Consider the following 13,738-nt stretch of genomic DNA (forward strand, 5'->3'; position numbering starts at 1 on the left):
AATTAATCCTCCATCGCCTCGAACTCGGCCAGACGGGCCTTGTCGGCAGCACCTTTGGCATTCACGTCGCGGTCGACGAATTCGATGATCGCCATCGGGGCCATGTCGCCATAGCGGAAACCGGCTTTCATGATGCGCACATAGCCACCGTGACGTTCGGCATAACGTGGCCCGATGATTTCAAACAGCTTGGCTGTGTGGATATCCTGCTTGAGCTGGGCATCGGCCTGACGGCGGGCATGCAGATCGCCGCGCTTGCCAAGGGTGACCAGCTTTTCGACGATACGGCGCAGTTCTTTGGCCTTGGGCAGTGTCGTCTTGATCTGTTCGTGTTCGATCAGGGCCCCTGCCATGTTGGCGAACATCGCCTTGCGGTGTTCGTGGGTCCGGTTCAGCTTGCGGTAGCCGCTTGCGTGACGCATTTGGTGTCTCCTTCAGATTTATACTTTGTCCAACGGTCTGATGCGTGCCAGCCGTATTATTGGGGCGGAATTGCCCGGGTCTTCCCCACTCGGGTGGGCATTTCGGGGTGACGCGCCCCGGACATGATCCGGGGCCTCATCGGTTTTGGAGAGGTCCCGGATCAGGTCCGGGACGCAGATCAGTTAAAACTGATCTTCGAATTTCTTGGCCAGATCTTCGATATTGTCCGGCGGCCAATCCTCGACATCCATGCCAAGGTGCAGACCCATACCCGACAACACTTCCTTGATTTCGTTCAAGGATTTGCGGCCAAAGTTGGGGGTACGCAGCATTTCTGCTTCGGTTTTCTGGATCAGATCGCCGATATAAACGATGTTGTCGTTCTTGAGGCAGTTTGCCGAACGCACGGACAGTTCCAGCTCGTCCACCTTTTTGAGCAACAGCGGGTTGAATTCCAGCCCGTCATCATCGGAACCGGCAGAGGCCGATTCAGGCTCGTCAAAGTTGACGAAGATCGACAGCTGGTCCTGCAGGATACGCGCTGCATAGGCCACAGCATCGTCAGGCGACAGCGACCCGTCGGTTTCCACCTTCATCGTCAGCTTGTCATAATCCAGCACCTGACCTTCGCGGGTCGGCTGCACGTCATAAGACACCTTTTTCACCGGCGAAAAGATCGCGTCGATGACGATCATGCCGATGGGGGCATCTTCAGGCTTGTTCTTGTCAGCGGCAACATAGCCTTTGCCGGTGTTGACCGTCAGTTCCATGTAAAGATCGGCACCATCGTCAAGGTGGCAGATCACATGGTCCTTGTTCAGGATCTCGATACCCGCAGTTTCCGAAATATCAGCGGCCGTCACAACGCCTGGGCCTTTGGCCTGTACGGACAGACGCTTGGGTCCTTCGACTTCCATACGGATGGCGACGCCCTTGAGGTTCAGCACGATGTCGGTGACGTCTTCACGCACGCCCGGCACAGACGAAAATTCATGCAGCACGTTATCGATCTGCACGGCCGTGATGGCGGCACCTTGCAGCGACGACATCAGGATGCGGCGCAGCGCGTTGCCCAAGGTCAGACCAAAGCCGCGTTCCAACGGTTCGGCGACCATCGTCGCTTGACGCATCGGGTCATTGCCCGGCTTGACGTCCAACTGCATCGGCTTGATCAATTCAGCCCAGTTTTTGTGGATCATATGTCCCTCCATCCTTGTTTGCCTTCATGTCCAAAAAGGCAAACGCCCGAGGTTTCAAAATGACGGATTGGGGCCGTGCAAAAAGATGCACGACCCCAATGCGTTCGGAGTGGTTTAGACGCGGCGGCGCTTTGGCGGGCGGCAGCCGTTGTGCGCCATCGGGGTCACATCACGGATCGAGGTGATGTTGAAACCGGCAGCAGCCAGCGCGCGCAGCGCGGATTCACGGCCGGAACCGGGCCCCTGCACTTCGACTTCCAGCGTCTTGACGCCGTGGTCTTGTGCTTTCTTGCCCGCATCTTCAGCAGCCATCTGGGCTGCATAAGGCGTCGATTTCCGCGATCCTTTGAAACCCATCGTGCCAGCGGACGACCATGCGATCGCATTGCCCTGCACGTCAGAAATCAGGATCTTGGTGTTGTTGAACGAAGAATTCACATGAGCAACGCCGGCGGCGATGTTCTTGGAAACCTTCTTTTTGGTGCGTTTGGTATCGCGTGCCATCTGTCAGGTCCCCTTATTTCTTCTTGCCAGCAATGGCCTTTGCAGGGCCTTTGCGAGTGCGCGCGTTGGTGTGGGTCCGCTGACCACGCACCGGCAGGTTGCGACGGTGACGCAGGCCGCGGTAGCAGCCAAGGTCCATCAGACGCTTAATGTTCATCTGTGTCTCACGGCGCAGGTCACCTTCGACGGTGAGGTTTGCGTCAATGAATTCACGGATCGTCAGAATCTCTGCATCCGACAGATCGTTCACGCGGCGGGCGCGGTCGATGTTGGTTGCTTCGCAGATCTGTTCGGCAATGGCGGGGCCAATACCAGTGATATATGTTAAGGCGATTGGAACCCGCTTTGCAGTCGGGATGTTGACGCCGGCAATACGTGCCACGTTTGGTATTCCTTTTCGTTGCGGGTCCGTGATGCCAGACCCTTTTTTCACAACGTAAGCCCGGAGCATAAGGCACCGGGCTGCGTCATATCAGGTAAACCGCAGGATGAAGGGTGCGACCCCGCACCTGCGCATTGATTCCCTTGCGGGATGGCGCTGTTTAGGGGCCAACGCCCGCAGCGTCAATAGACCGCAAGCGTTCAGCCAAGGACCGCTGCGATGCTGTCGGCAACCACGTCCACGCTTGCCAGCCCGTCAAGCGATGTCAGATCGCCCTTGGCATGGTAATAGCCGATCAGCGGGCTGGTCTGTTTGTAATAGGCCAACAGACGCGTGCGCAGACTGTCGGCGTTATCATCAGCGCGGGCTTGGCCACCGGATGCAACCGTTTCGGCAGCGCGTCCCAGCACACGTTCGACCAGCACGTCATCATTGACCTGCAATTCGATCACGTGATCAAGGCTCTGACCCATTTCCGCCAGCAAATCGCCAAGGGCATCCGCCTGCGCCAAAGTGCGCGGAAAGCCGTCAAAGATGAAACCGCCGTGATCGCCGCCAGTCTCAAGCTGTTCGCGGATCAGACCGATCACGATTTCATCTGTGACCAATTCGCCCCGGTCCATGACAGCGGCGACGGTTTTACCCATCGCGGTGCCGCTGGTCCGCGCCGCGCGCAGCATATCTCCGGTGCTGAGCTGGATCATGTTACGATCGTCTACCAGCTTACGGGCCTGTGTGCCTTTGCCAGCGCCCGGTGGTCCAAGCAGAATGATGTTCATCGGCGCGACGGGCCTTTTTTCTTGGTCGTGCTGCGTTTGCCGCGCAGCTGCGATTTTTCGATAAGCCCCTCGTATTGATGGGCAACAAGATGTGACTGCACCTGCTGGATCGTATCCATGCCAACCGACACGATGATCAGCACGGATGTGCCGCCGAAATAGAACGGGATCGACAATTCAGCGCGGATGATTTCGGGCAGCAAGGCGACCAGCGCCAGATACCCCGACCCCAGCACCAGAATGCGCGTGACCACGTAATCCAGATATTCCTCGGTCCGTTTGCCGGGGCGGATGCCAGGCACAAAACCGTTCTGGTTCTTGAGGTTCTCGGCCACATCCTCGGTCTTGAAGGCAACTTCGCGGGTGTAGAAATAGGTGAAGAACACGATCATGCCGCCGAAAAAGATCAGGTACAGCGGTTGACCCGGACCAAACAGCGCCAGAATGGTGGACATGACAGGCCCGCTAGTCCCGCCGCTGAAGGTGCTGATCGTGGTCGGCAGCAACAGCAAGGCGGATGCAAAGATTGCCGGGATGACGCCCGCAGGGTTCACCTTGATCGGCAGGTGGCTGGATGATCCGTCATAGATTTTCATACCACGCTGCTGGCGGGGATATTGGATATGGATCTTACGCAATGACCGTTCCATGAACACCACGAAGGTCAGCACCACGATCACCATCAACAGGATACCGATGATCACGAAGGGGCTGATCGCGCCGGTCCGGCCCTGGCTAAGGAATTGCGCAAGCGCGGCAGGAATTTCCGCAATGATCCCGACGAAGATGATCAGCGAAATACCGTTGCCGATACCGCGCGCGGTGATCTGTTCACCCAGCCACATCAGGAACATGGTCCCGCCGACGATGGTAATCACGCAAGCCGCGCGGAAAAAGAACCCCGGGTCAGAGGCCAGACCGCCTGCTTCGAGACTGACGGCAAGGCCGTAAGCCTGCGCCGTCGCCAGCACAACAGTGCCGTAACGGGTATATTGGTTCAGCTTGCGGCGGCCTGCCTCGCCCTCTTTCTTGAGGTTCTTCAGCGGTTCCCACATGGAGCCCAGCAACTGCATAACAATCGACGCCGAGATGTAAGGCATGATCCCCAGCGTAAAGATCGCCATCCGCGACAATGCACCACCGGTGAACATCGACAGGATGCCGCCGATCCCGGCCTGTGCATCTTCCATGAATTGCTGCAGGGCAATGCCATCAATCCCGGGAACCGGAATAAAGGTGCCCAGACGATAGATCATTAACAGACCAATAGTAAAAAGGATGCGTTGGCGCAGTTCAGTTGCCTTGCCAAAGGCGCTCCAACTGACGTTGGCTGCCATTTGCTCTGCTGCAGAAGCCATGTGAGTCTCTTTTCATGATAAACGCCGCTGAACGGTTCCCCGATCAGCGGCGTTTGGGAAAACTTGCAAGATCATCTAAGCGACGGTGTCGCCGCTCACAAGGTCTTACTCAGCCGCTGCCGATGTCTTGACTGCCGATGGTTTGACGGTCAGTGAACCGCCCGCCTTGGCCACGGCATCAACCGCACCCTGCGACGCGCCCGTGACGCTGATCGTGGCTTTGGATGTGAATTCACCCTTTGCCAGAACGCGGATACCGTCTTTTTTGCGACGGACCAGACCGGAGGCGATCAGCGCGTCTTCGGTGATGTCGGCCTTGATGTCGATCTTGCCTTCGTCGATAAATTTCTGGATCAGGCCAAGGTTCACAACCGAGAATGCCTTGCGGTTTGGCTTGTTAAAGCCGCGCTTTGGCAGACGCTGGTACAAAGGCATCTGGCCGCCTTCATAGCCCTTGATCGCCACGCCCGAGCGGGATTTCTGACCCTTGATACCACGGCCACCGGTCTTACCCATGCCGGAACCTGGGCCACGGCCAATGCGTTTTTTACGCTGGGTGGCGCCTGGGTTGTCGGAAAGTTCATTCAGTTTCATGTCGCTTCTCCTTTTGCCGGAACTGGCCCCCAGCGACGGGAGTGGCCAAACACGGCGTTACAATCGAGTCGGACCAAAGGTGCCGACTTGCGGCGTATAAACGCGGGGCCGGGGTTGGTCAAGGAAGGTTCAGGCTTTGCCGGTGATCGGCTTATGGCCGGTGTACAGCATGAAAGTTTGCGCAGACCCAAACAAAAACGCCCCCGGGTTTCCCGAGGGCGTTCTTTGACTGTTGTAAGGTGGATCGTGATCCACCTTACCTGTGTCTTAGCCGCGCTCTTCGATGATCGCGACGAGATGGGGGATGCTGTTGACCATGCCGCGGACGGAAGGCGTGTCTTCCAGTTCCTTGGTACGGTTCATTTTGTTCAGGCCCAGACCAATCAGCGTAGCACGCTGTTTTTCAGGGCGACGGATCGGAGAGCCGATCTGCTTGACGACGATGGTTTTTGCCATGGTTTAAGCCTCCTCGGCGACTTGTGCGGATGTATCGGCTGCATCTTCCCGCTTGGGCAGAATGTCAGCAACCTTTTTACCACGACGCTGAGCCACGTTGCGCGGCGATTGCTCTTTTTGCAGGCCGTCCATCGTAGCGCGGATCATGTTGTAAGGGTTCTGCGAACCGATCGACTTGGACACGACGTCCTGCACGCCCAGCATCTCGAACACGGCGCGCATTGGACCACCGGCGATGATACCAGTACCCGCTGGTGCCGACCGCATCACGACGCGACCGGCGCCATGGCGACCTTCGATGTCATGGTGCAGGGTACGGCCATCACGCAGGGCGACGCGGATCATCTGGCGTTTCGCCTGTTCGGTCGCCTTGCGGATCGCTTCTGGGACTTCTTTGGCTTTGCCTTTGCCGAAACCGACGCGGCCTTTTTGGTCACCTACGACGACAAGCGCGGCAAAGCCGAAACGCTTACCACCTTTGACGGTCTTGGACACGCGGTTGATGGCGACCAGACGATCGGCAAACTCGGGTGCTTGTTCTTCACGGGGGCGACGGTTGCCACCCCGGTTGTTATCACGTTCTGCCATAGCTGGCGTCCTTATCTTCTTGCCCGAGGGCGTTGTCCAATCGCGGTCAGAGCCGGATCATCGAGGGTGCGCCTCAGGCACACCCTGCCGTGCTGCGTAGGGTGCGCATTCCTGCGCACCACCACATTAGATCTTCAACCCAGCTTCGCGGGCTGCATCGGCAAGGGCTTTGATCTTGCCGTGGAACAGAAAACCGCCACGGTCGAAATAAGCCTGTTCGATGCCTGCAGCCTTGGCGCGGGCTGCAATAGCAGCACCCACCTTGGCAGCGGCGTCGACATTGTTCTTGCCGACAACGCCCAGATCTTTTTCGAGCGATGATGCCGACGCAAGCGTCACGCCGTTCACATCGTCGATCAGCTGGACGCTGATGTTCTTGTTGCTGCGATGAACCGACAGACGCGCGCGCCCTTGGTTCGCGGTCACGCCGCGCAGTTTGTTCCGAACGCGCATACGGCGCTTCAGAAACAGTGTTCTTTTGCTGTTTGCCATTTGTGCGTTCCTTACTTCTTCTTGCCTTCTTTGCGGAAGATGAATTCGCCTTTGTACCTGATGCCCTTGCCTTTATACGGCTCGGGTTTGCGCCATTCACGGATATTCGCCGCGACCTGGCCAACAAGCTGCTGGTCGATCCCTTCCACGATGATTTCAGTCTGCTTTGGGGCTGTCACAATGACGCCGGCCGGCACTTCGAAGTTCACATCATGGCTATAGCCCAACGCCAGCTTCAGGGTGTTGCCCTGCATCGTGGCGCGATAACCCACACCAGTGATTTCAAGTTCTTTCTTGAAACCGCTGGTCACGCCGGTCACCAGATTTTCAACCTGGCTGCGCGACATGCCCCACTGCTGGCGCGCCCGCTTGGACGTGCCGCGTGGCTTGACGGTGACAACATTGCCATCAACGGTGATGGTGACATCGTCAGTCGCCTTGAAGGTGCGGATGCCCTTTGGGCCTTTGACTTCCACGGTTTGACCGGACACCGACGCAGTGACGCCAGAGGGCAGCTCAACCGGTTTTTTACCAATACGAGACATGTTTTCCCCTTAGAACACTGTGCAAAGCACTTCGCCGCCGATTTTGGCCGCCCGTGCATTCGCGTCCGTCATCACACCCTTGGAGGTGGAGACAATCGACACACCCAGGCCCTGACGGACGGAAGGGAGGTCATTGGCGCCCAGATATACGCGACGACCAGGTTTCGAAACCCGTTTCACTTCGCGAATGACTGGAGTGCCTTCATAATATTTCAGTTCGATATTGAAAGCAGGATGGCCGTCTTTGCCGTCCTTCTTTGCGTAACCGCGGATGTAGCCTTCTGCGACCAGCACGTCCAACACCCAAGCGCGCAGTTTCGACGCCGGTGTTTCCACCGCTGCCTTACCGCGCATCTGGCCGTTACGGATGCGTGTCAGCATATCACCGATAGGATCGTTCATATCAAATTCTCCTTACCAGCTCGACTTGACCATGCCGGGGATTTCGCCATTGGAACCAAGGTTCCGCAGCGCGATCCGGCTGATCTTGAGTTTGCGGTAATAGGCATGTGGACGCCCGGTGAGCTGGCAACGGTTGTGCAGACGCACAGCCGAGGAATTGCGCGGCAATTTTGCAAGTTGCATCGTCGCCTTAAAACGCTCTTCGACCGGCTTGGACTGGTCGTTGATGATTGCCTTCAGCGCCGCACGCTTTACAGCATATTGCGCCACCAGCTTTTCGCGCTTCTTTTCACGCTCGATCATGGATTTCTTAGCCATTTGTCAAATCTCCCTAACGCTTAGCTGTTGAATGGCATGTTGAAGAGCTTCAACAATGCCTTTGCTTCAGCGTCAGTGTTCGCTGTGGTGCAGATAACGATGTCCATTCCCCACATCTCATCGATCTTGTCGAAGTTGATTTCGGGAAATACGATATGTTCCTTCAGGCCGGTGGCATAGTTGCCGCGACCATCAAAGGACTTACCAGAGACACCACGAAAGTCGCGGATACGGGGCATGGCGACCGTGATCAGGCGATCAAGGAATTCATACATCCGGTCACCGCGCAGGGTGACTTTCGCGCCCAATGGCATGTCTTCACGCACGCGGAAACCAGCGATGGATTTCTTGGCCTTCGTGGTCATTGCTTTTTGACCGGCGATGGTTGTCAGGTCTTCCTGTGCGGATTTGGCTTTCTTGCTGTCACGGACAGCTTCTGCGCCACAGCCGATGTTCAGGACGATCTTGTCCAGACGCGGGATCTGCATTTCGTTCTTGTAGCCGAATTCTTCCTTCATCGCAGCGCGAATGCGGGAAACATAATCGGCCTTCAGGCGGGGGGTGTAGTTTGCAGCGTCAAGCATCAGATCACATCCCCTGTCGTCTTGGCGAAGCGCACTTTGTTTTCGCCGTCCATGCGGAAACCAACGCGGGTCGGTTTGCCATTCTTGTCAACGATCGCCAGGTTCGACAGCTGGATCGGCATCGCTTTTGGCGTGCGGCCACCCTGTGTTGTCTGGGATTGTTTCTGGTGACGGATCGCCATGTTGATACCATCAACAACGGCTTTGCCGGACTTTGGATCAACAGCAGCAATCGTGCCCTTCATCCCTTTGTCTTTGCCGGCAAGAACGATCACGTCGTCGCCTTTACGGAGTTTCGCAGCCATGGTTACAGCACCTCCGGAGCAAGCGAGATGATTTTCATGAAGTTCTTTGCGCGCAGCTCGCGAACAACTGGCCCGAAGATACGGGTGCCGACAGGCTCGTTGTTGTTGTTGAGGATGACAGCGGCGTTGCTGTCAAAGCGGATGGCGGTACCATCTTCGCGGAACACTTCTTTGGCGGTGCGTACGACAACGGCCTTGCGGACGTCGCCCTTTTTCACGCGACCGCGCGGGATGGCTTCTTTCACCGATACGACAATGATGTCACCGACACTTGCGTAACGACGATGGGAACCACCCAGAACCTTGATGCACTGAACACGGCGAGCGCCGCTGTTGTCAGCTACATCCAGATTGGTCTGCATCTGGATCATTTGGTTTCCTTCCGACCTTTGGGGAATTTCCGATTTCCGACCGGAGCCCCAGGGTTTCGTTGAACTGTTGGGTTACTGCTTAAGAAGCAATAACTTCCCAGCGTTTGGTTTTCGATTTTGGCGCACATTCCTGAATACGGACCTGGTCACCAACGTTGAATGCGTTGTTTTCGTCGTGCGCCCGGTACTTCTTCGACTTACGGACGGTTTTCTGCAGCAATGGGTGCTTGAAACGACGCTCGACCTGAACGGTCACGGTCTGGGTGTTCTGGTTGCTTGTGACAACACCTTGAAGGATACGCTTAGGCATTCTCTTAAGCCTCCGAAGCCGCAGACGCGGCCTTTTCGTTCAGAATTGTTTTGACGCGTGCAGCATTGCGGCGTGCAGCGCGGAAACCGGCGGTGTTTTCTAACTGGCCAGTCGCCTGCTGAAAGCGCAGGTTGAACGATTCTTTTTTCAGTTTCACCAGCTCTTCACGGAGCTGATCGGGCGTTTTGGCCCGCAGTTCATTGGCATCCATGCCATTTTCCTTTTCAACATCATCGGCAGGCCGCGCAAAGCGTTACCCGATTCCCGATGGAGTGGGGGTAGAAGTGCGCCGTCTAGCCCCCATTCCGTGATAAAGCAACCCCTTGTGGCACAGCGCTTTGCGCGAATGTCGGCAATCTTGGTGCGGCTGGCGACGCCTGCTCTATACCACTCTGGGCAAAGCGGGTAAGACAGCGGCATGACCAATATCAAATCGCTGTTCGCCACCCGCCTTTATCACGCCCCGCTGTCCGCCCATGGCGCGATTGATCCGGGCGAGCTGGAAAATTCTTGCCTTGTCATCGCAGATGACGATGAGGCCGGCCAGCAATGGTGCGAAGATCAGGGCTATCCCGGTTACACATCCTATGCATCGCTGTCCGACCTGCCCTGGCGGTTTCCGATCTTCAAGGATCTGGTCGCCGTGCTGGACCAACATGTGGCGGCTTTCGTGCAGGATCTCGATTTCGATCTGGGCGACAAGACGCTCAAGCTCGAAGACATCTGGATCAACATCCTGCCCCCCGGTGGCATTCACACCGGCCATATCCATCCCCATGCGGTGATCAGCGGCACCACCTATGTGGCGATGCCCGAAGGTGCCAGCGCGATCAAATTCGAAGACCCGCGTCTGGCCATGATGATGGCCGCCCCGCCCCGCCAGAAAACCGCGCGCGAAGAATTGCGCCAGTTCGTCTATGTCGCCCCTGCCGTCGGTGACGTGTTGTTATGGGAAAGCTGGCTGCGCCACGAAGTCCCCATGAACATGGCCGAAGAAGAAGAGCGTATCAGCGTCAGCTTTAACTACGCTTGGGGTTAACTATAGATATCTTCGCGGCAGGACATCCGCGCGTTAATCTTTTGGTGTTTTGCCTATGATCGACTGACGGTCAGCGCAATGCGTCGCCAAAAGCCCGCGTGAGGAGCCTGACAATGCAACCAGATCACCGCAACACCGCAGCGGACCGCGCCGCAGAGGCGTTTTATGGGCAGTCAGACGATGCCTTTGCGAAACAAGTGCAAGAAATCTGCCGCAATGATGAACGGTTGATGCAAGTCTTCAGGCGCACGCGCGCGGCTTACCTGCAAGACCGCGGCACGCCACGCATCTGACGCGGAAACGGATCCCACCCACCCCAACCAGCAATACCAAAAAGCCCCCACCGATTTCTCGGCAGGGGCTTTGAACTTTGGCGTAGATCGGGGTTAACCCAACTTACCAGTCTTCGCGCACCACGGTGCGTGTCTTGATCGGCAGCTTCATCGCTGCAAGGCGTAGGGCCTCGCGGGCGATTTCTTCGCTGACGCCGTCGATTTCGAACATCACACGGCCTGGTTTGACCTTGCATGCCCAGAAGTCGATCGAACCTTTACCTTTACCCATACGCACTTCGATGGGCTTGGAGGTCACGGGCAGATCCGGGAAAATCCGGATCCAGACGCGGCCCTGACGCTTCATGTGACGTGTCATGGCGCGACGTGCGGCTTCGATCTGGCGTGCGGTGATCCGCTCTGGCTCGGTCGCCTTCAGACCGTAGGTGCCAAAGTTCAGGTCAGACCCGCCCTTTGCTTCACCACGAATACGGCCTTTGTGCAGCTTGCGGTGTTTCGTGCGCTTTGGTTGCAGCATCTTCTCTACTCCTTACCTGTCGCGACGCGGGCCGCCAGGACCGCGCGGGATGGCGCCTTCCTGAAGCTCGGCATGTTTACGGTCGTGGCCTTGCGGGTCATGCTCCATGATCTCACCTTTGTAGATGAAGACCTTGATGCCGATGATGCCATAGGGCGTCATCGCCTCGAAAAGCGCATAGTCGATGTCCGCACGCAATGTGTGCAGCGGCACGCGACCTTCACGGTACCATTCGGTCCGCGCGATTTCAGCACCGCCCAGACGACCGGCAAGGTTGACCCGGATACCCAGGGCGCCCATGCGCATGGCGTTCTGCACAGCACGTTTCATCGCACGACGGAAAGAGACCCGGCGTTCCAGCTGCTGACCGATGGATTCAGCGACCAGCGCTGCGTCCAGTTCAGGCTTGCGGACTTCAACGATGTTGAGGTGCAATTCCGATTTGGTCAGGTTTGCCAGCTTCTGACGCAGACCTTCGATGTCTGCACCTTTCTTGCCGATGATCACACCGGGACGGGCTGCATGGATCGTGACGCGGCACTTTTTGTGCGGACGTTCGATGATCACGCGGCTGACGCCGGATTGTGCGCATTCCTTGCGGATGAACGCCTTGATCTTGAGGTCTTCCAACAAAAGATCGCCGTATTCGCGGGTATTGGCGAACCAGCGGCTGTCCCAGGTGCGGTTGACCTGAAGACGCATCCCGATTGGGTTGACTTTGTTACCCATTATGACTGCTCCTCAACTTGACGCACCTTGATGGTCAGTTCTGAAAACGGCTTGACGATCTTGCCAAAACGGCCACGCGCCCGGGGGCGGCCCCGCTTCATGATCAGGTTCTTGCCGACGTAAGCCTCTGCTACGACCAGCGCGTCAACATCCAGGTTATGGTTGTTTTCGGCATTGGCGATGGCCGACTGAAGACATTTCTTCACATCGTCCGAGATCCGCTTTTTCGAGAAAGTCAGGTCCTGCAGGGCCTTTTCGACTTTCTTGCCACGGATCAGCGCAGCAACAAGGTTCAGTTTCTGCGGGGAAGTACGCAGCATGCGCAGTTTTGCCATTGCTTCGTTATCGGCCACGCGGCGGGGATTTTTATCCTTGCTCATGGCTTATTTCCGCTTCGCTTTTTTGTCGGCGGCGTGACCATAATAGGTCCGTGTTGGCGAATATTCACCAAACTTCTGACCGATCATGTCTTCCGTGACGTTGACAGGAATGTGCTTCTTGCCGTTGTAGACCGCGAAGGTCAGGCCAACGAACTGAGGCAGGATAGTAGAACGACGCGACCAGATTTTGATCACTTCGTTGCGGCCGCTTTCGCGCGTCGCTTCTGCCTTTTTCAAGACATAGGCGTCGACGAACGGGCCTTTCCAGACGGAACGAGCCATTATTACCGACCCTTCTTCTTGGCATGACGCGAACGCACGATAAGGCGCTGCGATGCTTTGTTCTTGTTACGGGTACGGGTACCTTTGGTATCCTTACCCCATGGGGTCACAGGCGTCCGACCACCGGACGTGCGGCCTTCACCACCACCATGGGGGTGGTCGATCGGGTTCATCGCGACACCGCGCACAGATGGGCGGATGCCCTTGTGACGGTTACGACCGGCCTTACCGATGTTCTGGTTGCTGTTGTCGGGGTTCGATACAGCGCCCACAGTGGCCATGCATTCCTGACGGACCAGACGCAATTCGCCCGAAGACAGGCGGATCTGCGCATAGCCGCCATCGCGGCCAACGAACTGGGCATAGGTGCCGGCTGCACGGGCGATCTGGCCGCCTTTACCTGCCTTGAGTTCGATGTTGTGGACGATTGTCCCGATGGGCATGCCCGAGAAAGGCATCGCGTTGCCCGGCTTGATGTCAGCCTTGGCCGAGGCGATGACCTTGTCACCGATCGCCAGACGCTGCGGCGCCAGAATATAGGTCTGGGTGCCGTCTTCGTACTGGATCAGCGCAATGAATGCTGTCCGGTTGGGATCGTATTCGATACGTGCGACAACAGCCTGCATATCCAGCTTGTTGCGCTTGAAATCGACGATGCGGTAAAGACGCTTTGCGCCCCCACCAATGCGACGCATTGTGATCCGTCCGGTGTTGTTCCGTCCGCCCGATTTCGTCAGACCCTCTGTGAGGGCCTTGACAGGGCGACCTTTCCAAAGCTCCGAACGGTCGATCAGCACCAGCCCGCGCTGGCCTGGCGTCGTCGGTTTGTACGACTTTAATGCCATGTTAGCTTCTTCCGTTTGCTTGGCGTCCCGGACAGGTCCGGGA

General features: G+C 57.1%; 25 protein-coding genes. 2 read left to right on the forward strand and 23 right to left on the reverse strand.

Going from position 1 to position 13,738, the window contains the following annotated elements:
• Positions 1 to 2 precede the first annotated feature (2 nt).
• The 18 genes from rplQ to rpmC form a co-directional block, all read right to left on the reverse strand.
• A complete protein-coding gene (gene rplQ, locus ACPF9B_RS12030; protein ID WP_007206632.1) occupies positions 3 to 422 on the reverse strand; it encodes a 50S ribosomal protein L17 in 420 nt (139 codons plus the stop codon).
• Between the two features lie 183 nt (positions 423 to 605).
• Entirely contained in the window at positions 606 to 1,622 is a 1,017-nt protein-coding gene (locus tag ACPF9B_RS12035) for a DNA-directed RNA polymerase subunit alpha (RefSeq protein WP_007206631.1), read from the reverse strand.
• A 114-nt stretch (positions 1,623 to 1,736) separates the two neighbouring features.
• Positions 1,737 to 2,126: a 30S ribosomal protein S11 gene (rpsK, locus tag ACPF9B_RS12040; protein WP_007206630.1), complete on the reverse strand. Its 390-nt coding sequence runs from the start codon at positions 2,124 to 2,126 to the stop codon at positions 1,737 to 1,739.
• A gap of 13 nt (positions 2,127 to 2,139) precedes the next feature.
• Positions 2,140 to 2,508 carry a 30S ribosomal protein S13 gene (gene rpsM, locus ACPF9B_RS12045; protein ID WP_040482983.1) on the reverse strand — a complete coding sequence of 123 codons (369 nt, stop codon included), beginning with the start codon at positions 2,506 to 2,508 and terminating at the stop codon, positions 2,140 to 2,142.
• A 200-nt stretch (positions 2,509 to 2,708) separates the two neighbouring features.
• Positions 2,709 to 3,287, reverse strand: a complete 579-nt coding sequence (locus ACPF9B_RS12050; RefSeq protein WP_007206628.1) for an adenylate kinase — start codon at positions 3,285 to 3,287, stop codon at positions 2,709 to 2,711.
• Positions 3,284 to 4,645: a preprotein translocase subunit SecY gene (gene secY, locus ACPF9B_RS12055; RefSeq protein WP_040482982.1), complete on the reverse strand. Its 1,362-nt coding sequence runs from the start codon at positions 4,643 to 4,645 to the stop codon at positions 3,284 to 3,286. Before secY ends, ACPF9B_RS12050 begins: the two co-directional genes overlap by 4 nt.
• Positions 4,646 to 4,750: 105 nt before the next feature.
• Complete coding sequence (rplO, locus tag ACPF9B_RS12060; protein ID WP_007206626.1) at positions 4,751 to 5,239, reverse strand: 50S ribosomal protein L15; 489 nt, start codon at positions 5,237 to 5,239, stop codon at positions 4,751 to 4,753.
• 267 nt (positions 5,240 to 5,506) lie between these two features.
• Complete coding sequence (rpmD, locus tag ACPF9B_RS12065; protein ID WP_007206625.1) at positions 5,507 to 5,695, reverse strand: 50S ribosomal protein L30; 189 nt, start codon at positions 5,693 to 5,695, stop codon at positions 5,507 to 5,509.
• A 3-nt stretch (positions 5,696 to 5,698) separates the two neighbouring features.
• A complete protein-coding gene (gene rpsE, locus ACPF9B_RS12070) occupies positions 5,699 to 6,283 on the reverse strand; it encodes a 30S ribosomal protein S5 (RefSeq protein ID WP_007206624.1) in 585 nt (194 codons plus the stop codon).
• A 126-nt stretch (positions 6,284 to 6,409) separates the two neighbouring features.
• A complete protein-coding gene (gene rplR, locus ACPF9B_RS12075) occupies positions 6,410 to 6,775 on the reverse strand; it encodes a 50S ribosomal protein L18 (protein ID WP_007206623.1) in 366 nt (121 codons plus the stop codon).
• Between the two features lie 11 nt (positions 6,776 to 6,786).
• The gene (gene rplF / locus ACPF9B_RS12080) at positions 6,787 to 7,320 is read right to left on the reverse strand and encodes a 50S ribosomal protein L6 (RefSeq protein ID WP_007206622.1); all 534 of its coding nucleotides are present in this window, start codon (positions 7,318 to 7,320) and stop codon (positions 6,787 to 6,789) included.
• Between the two features lie 9 nt (positions 7,321 to 7,329).
• Positions 7,330 to 7,722 (reverse strand): 30S ribosomal protein S8, encoded by a 393-nt coding sequence (rpsH, locus tag ACPF9B_RS12085; RefSeq protein WP_007206621.1) that lies wholly within the window; start codon positions 7,720 to 7,722, stop codon positions 7,330 to 7,332.
• Between the two features lie 12 nt (positions 7,723 to 7,734).
• Positions 7,735 to 8,040 carry a 30S ribosomal protein S14 gene (gene rpsN, locus ACPF9B_RS12090; protein ID WP_040482981.1) on the reverse strand — a complete coding sequence of 102 codons (306 nt, stop codon included), beginning with the start codon at positions 8,038 to 8,040 and terminating at the stop codon, positions 7,735 to 7,737.
• Positions 8,041 to 8,060: 20 nt separating this feature from the next.
• The gene (gene rplE, locus ACPF9B_RS12095) at positions 8,061 to 8,624 is read right to left on the reverse strand and encodes a 50S ribosomal protein L5 (protein ID WP_007206619.1); all 564 of its coding nucleotides are present in this window, start codon (positions 8,622 to 8,624) and stop codon (positions 8,061 to 8,063) included.
• On the reverse strand, positions 8,624 to 8,929 hold the full coding sequence (gene rplX, locus ACPF9B_RS12100) for a 50S ribosomal protein L24 (protein WP_007206618.1): 306 nt from the start codon (positions 8,927 to 8,929) through the stop codon (positions 8,624 to 8,626). Before rplX ends, rplE begins: the two co-directional genes overlap by 1 nt.
• Before the next feature lie 2 nt (positions 8,930 to 8,931).
• Positions 8,932 to 9,300 carry a 50S ribosomal protein L14 gene (rplN, locus tag ACPF9B_RS12105; RefSeq protein WP_007206617.1) on the reverse strand — a complete coding sequence of 123 codons (369 nt, stop codon included), beginning with the start codon at positions 9,298 to 9,300 and terminating at the stop codon, positions 8,932 to 8,934.
• Positions 9,301 to 9,379: 79 nt separating this feature from the next.
• Positions 9,380 to 9,610 carry a 30S ribosomal protein S17 gene (gene rpsQ / locus ACPF9B_RS12110; protein WP_007206616.1) on the reverse strand — a complete coding sequence of 77 codons (231 nt, stop codon included), beginning with the start codon at positions 9,608 to 9,610 and terminating at the stop codon, positions 9,380 to 9,382.
• 4 nt (positions 9,611 to 9,614) lie between these two features.
• Positions 9,615 to 9,821, reverse strand: coding sequence for a 50S ribosomal protein L29 (gene rpmC, locus ACPF9B_RS12115; protein WP_007206615.1), 207 nt, complete (start codon positions 9,819 to 9,821; stop codon positions 9,615 to 9,617).
• A gap of 207 nt (positions 9,822 to 10,028) precedes the next feature.
• Here rpmC and ACPF9B_RS12120 point away from each other — a divergent pair, with 207 nt between their 5' ends.
• Positions 10,029 to 10,649, forward strand: coding sequence for a 2OG-Fe(II) oxygenase family protein (locus ACPF9B_RS12120; protein WP_424177664.1), 621 nt, complete (start codon positions 10,029 to 10,031; stop codon positions 10,647 to 10,649).
• 113 nt (positions 10,650 to 10,762) lie between these two features.
• Entirely contained in the window at positions 10,763 to 10,942 is a 180-nt protein-coding gene (locus ACPF9B_RS12125) for a hypothetical protein (RefSeq protein WP_007206613.1), read from the forward strand.
• A gap of 103 nt (positions 10,943 to 11,045) precedes the next feature.
• On the opposite strand, the gene rplP is transcribed toward ACPF9B_RS12125, so the two are convergent.
• Genes rplP through rplB form a run of 5 tightly spaced genes read right to left on the reverse strand, consistent with a single transcriptional unit; the run spans position 11,046 to position 13,695 of the window.
• Positions 11,046 to 11,459 (reverse strand): 50S ribosomal protein L16, encoded by a 414-nt coding sequence (rplP, locus tag ACPF9B_RS12130; protein WP_007206612.1) that lies wholly within the window; start codon positions 11,457 to 11,459, stop codon positions 11,046 to 11,048.
• A gap of 12 nt (positions 11,460 to 11,471) precedes the next feature.
• Entirely contained in the window at positions 11,472 to 12,188 is a 717-nt protein-coding gene (rpsC, locus tag ACPF9B_RS12135) for a 30S ribosomal protein S3 (RefSeq protein WP_007206611.1), read from the reverse strand.
• Positions 12,188 to 12,568 carry a 50S ribosomal protein L22 gene (gene rplV, locus ACPF9B_RS12140; RefSeq protein ID WP_007206610.1) on the reverse strand — a complete coding sequence of 127 codons (381 nt, stop codon included), beginning with the start codon at positions 12,566 to 12,568 and terminating at the stop codon, positions 12,188 to 12,190. Before rplV ends, rpsC begins: the two co-directional genes overlap by 1 nt.
• A 3-nt stretch (positions 12,569 to 12,571) precedes the next feature.
• A complete protein-coding gene (gene rpsS, locus ACPF9B_RS12145) occupies positions 12,572 to 12,850 on the reverse strand; it encodes a 30S ribosomal protein S19 (RefSeq protein WP_007206609.1) in 279 nt (92 codons plus the stop codon).
• Positions 12,851 to 12,852: 2 nt separating this feature from the next.
• Positions 12,853 to 13,695: a 50S ribosomal protein L2 gene (gene rplB, locus ACPF9B_RS12150; RefSeq protein ID WP_007206608.1), complete on the reverse strand. Its 843-nt coding sequence runs from the start codon at positions 13,693 to 13,695 to the stop codon at positions 12,853 to 12,855.
• Between the last annotated feature and the right edge of the window lie 43 nt (positions 13,696 to 13,738).

Origin of the sequence: Yoonia sp. TsM2_T14_4 (assembly GCF_049602355.1) — a bacterium.
GTDB classification, from domain to species: Bacteria; Pseudomonadota; Alphaproteobacteria; order Rhodobacterales; family Rhodobacteraceae; genus Yoonia; species Yoonia vestfoldensis_A.

Bases quoted from the DNA above. Each gene is read 5' to 3' on its own strand.
- ACPF9B_RS12120 (WP_424177664.1), top strand. From the start codon at position 10,029: ATGACCAATATCAAATCGCTGTTCGCCACCCGCCTTTATCACGCCCCG.
- ACPF9B_RS12035 (WP_007206631.1), bottom strand. From the start codon at position 1,622: ATGATCCACAAAAACTGGGCTGAATTGATCAAGCCGATGCAGTTGGAC.
- rplV (WP_007206610.1), bottom strand. From the start codon at position 12,568: ATGAGCAAGGATAAAAATCCCCGCCGCGTGGCCGATAACGAAGCAATG.
- rplR (WP_007206623.1), bottom strand. From the start codon at position 6,775: ATGGCAAACAGCAAAAGAACACTGTTTCTGAAGCGCCGTATGCGCGTT.
- rpsC (WP_007206611.1), bottom strand. From the start codon at position 12,188: ATGGGTAACAAAGTCAACCCAATCGGGATGCGTCTTCAGGTCAACCGC.
- rpsH (WP_007206621.1), bottom strand. From the start codon at position 7,722: ATGAACGATCCTATCGGTGATATGCTGACACGCATCCGTAACGGCCAG.
- rplF (WP_007206622.1), bottom strand. From the start codon at position 7,320: ATGTCTCGTATTGGTAAAAAACCGGTTGAGCTGCCCTCTGGCGTCACT.
- rplX (WP_007206618.1), bottom strand. From the start codon at position 8,929: ATGGCTGCGAAACTCCGTAAAGGCGACGACGTGATCGTTCTTGCCGGC.
- rpsK (WP_007206630.1), bottom strand. From the start codon at position 2,126: ATGGCACGCGATACCAAACGCACCAAAAAGAAGGTTTCCAAGAACATC.
- rplE (WP_007206619.1), bottom strand. From the start codon at position 8,624: ATGCTTGACGCTGCAAACTACACCCCCCGCCTGAAGGCCGATTATGTT.
- rpsS (WP_007206609.1), bottom strand. From the start codon at position 12,850: ATGGCTCGTTCCGTCTGGAAAGGCCCGTTCGTCGACGCCTATGTCTTG.
- rpsE (WP_007206624.1), bottom strand. From the start codon at position 6,283: ATGGCAGAACGTGATAACAACCGGGGTGGCAACCGTCGCCCCCGTGAA.
- ACPF9B_RS12050 (WP_007206628.1), bottom strand. From the start codon at position 3,287: ATGAACATCATTCTGCTTGGACCACCGGGCGCTGGCAAAGGCACACAG.
- rpmC (WP_007206615.1), bottom strand. From the start codon at position 9,821: ATGGATGCCAATGAACTGCGGGCCAAAACGCCCGATCAGCTCCGTGAA.
- rplQ (WP_007206632.1), bottom strand. From the start codon at position 422: ATGCGTCACGCAAGCGGCTACCGCAAGCTGAACCGGACCCACGAACAC.
- ACPF9B_RS12125 (WP_007206613.1), top strand. From the start codon at position 10,763: ATGCAACCAGATCACCGCAACACCGCAGCGGACCGCGCCGCAGAGGCG.
- rpsQ (WP_007206616.1), bottom strand. From the start codon at position 9,610: ATGCCTAAGCGTATCCTTCAAGGTGTTGTCACAAGCAACCAGAACACC.
- rplN (WP_007206617.1), bottom strand. From the start codon at position 9,300: ATGATCCAGATGCAGACCAATCTGGATGTAGCTGACAACAGCGGCGCT.
- rplP (WP_007206612.1), bottom strand. From the start codon at position 11,459: ATGCTGCAACCAAAGCGCACGAAACACCGCAAGCTGCACAAAGGCCGT.
- rplB (WP_007206608.1), bottom strand. From the start codon at position 13,695: ATGGCATTAAAGTCGTACAAACCGACGACGCCAGGCCAGCGCGGGCTG.
- rpsN (WP_040482981.1), bottom strand. From the start codon at position 8,040: ATGGCTAAGAAATCCATGATCGAGCGTGAAAAGAAGCGCGAAAAGCTG.
- rplO (WP_007206626.1), bottom strand. From the start codon at position 5,239: ATGAAACTGAATGAACTTTCCGACAACCCAGGCGCCACCCAGCGTAAA.
- rpmD (WP_007206625.1), bottom strand. From the start codon at position 5,695: ATGGCAAAAACCATCGTCGTCAAGCAGATCGGCTCTCCGATCCGTCGC.
- secY (WP_040482982.1), bottom strand. From the start codon at position 4,645: ATGGCTTCTGCAGCAGAGCAAATGGCAGCCAACGTCAGTTGGAGCGCC.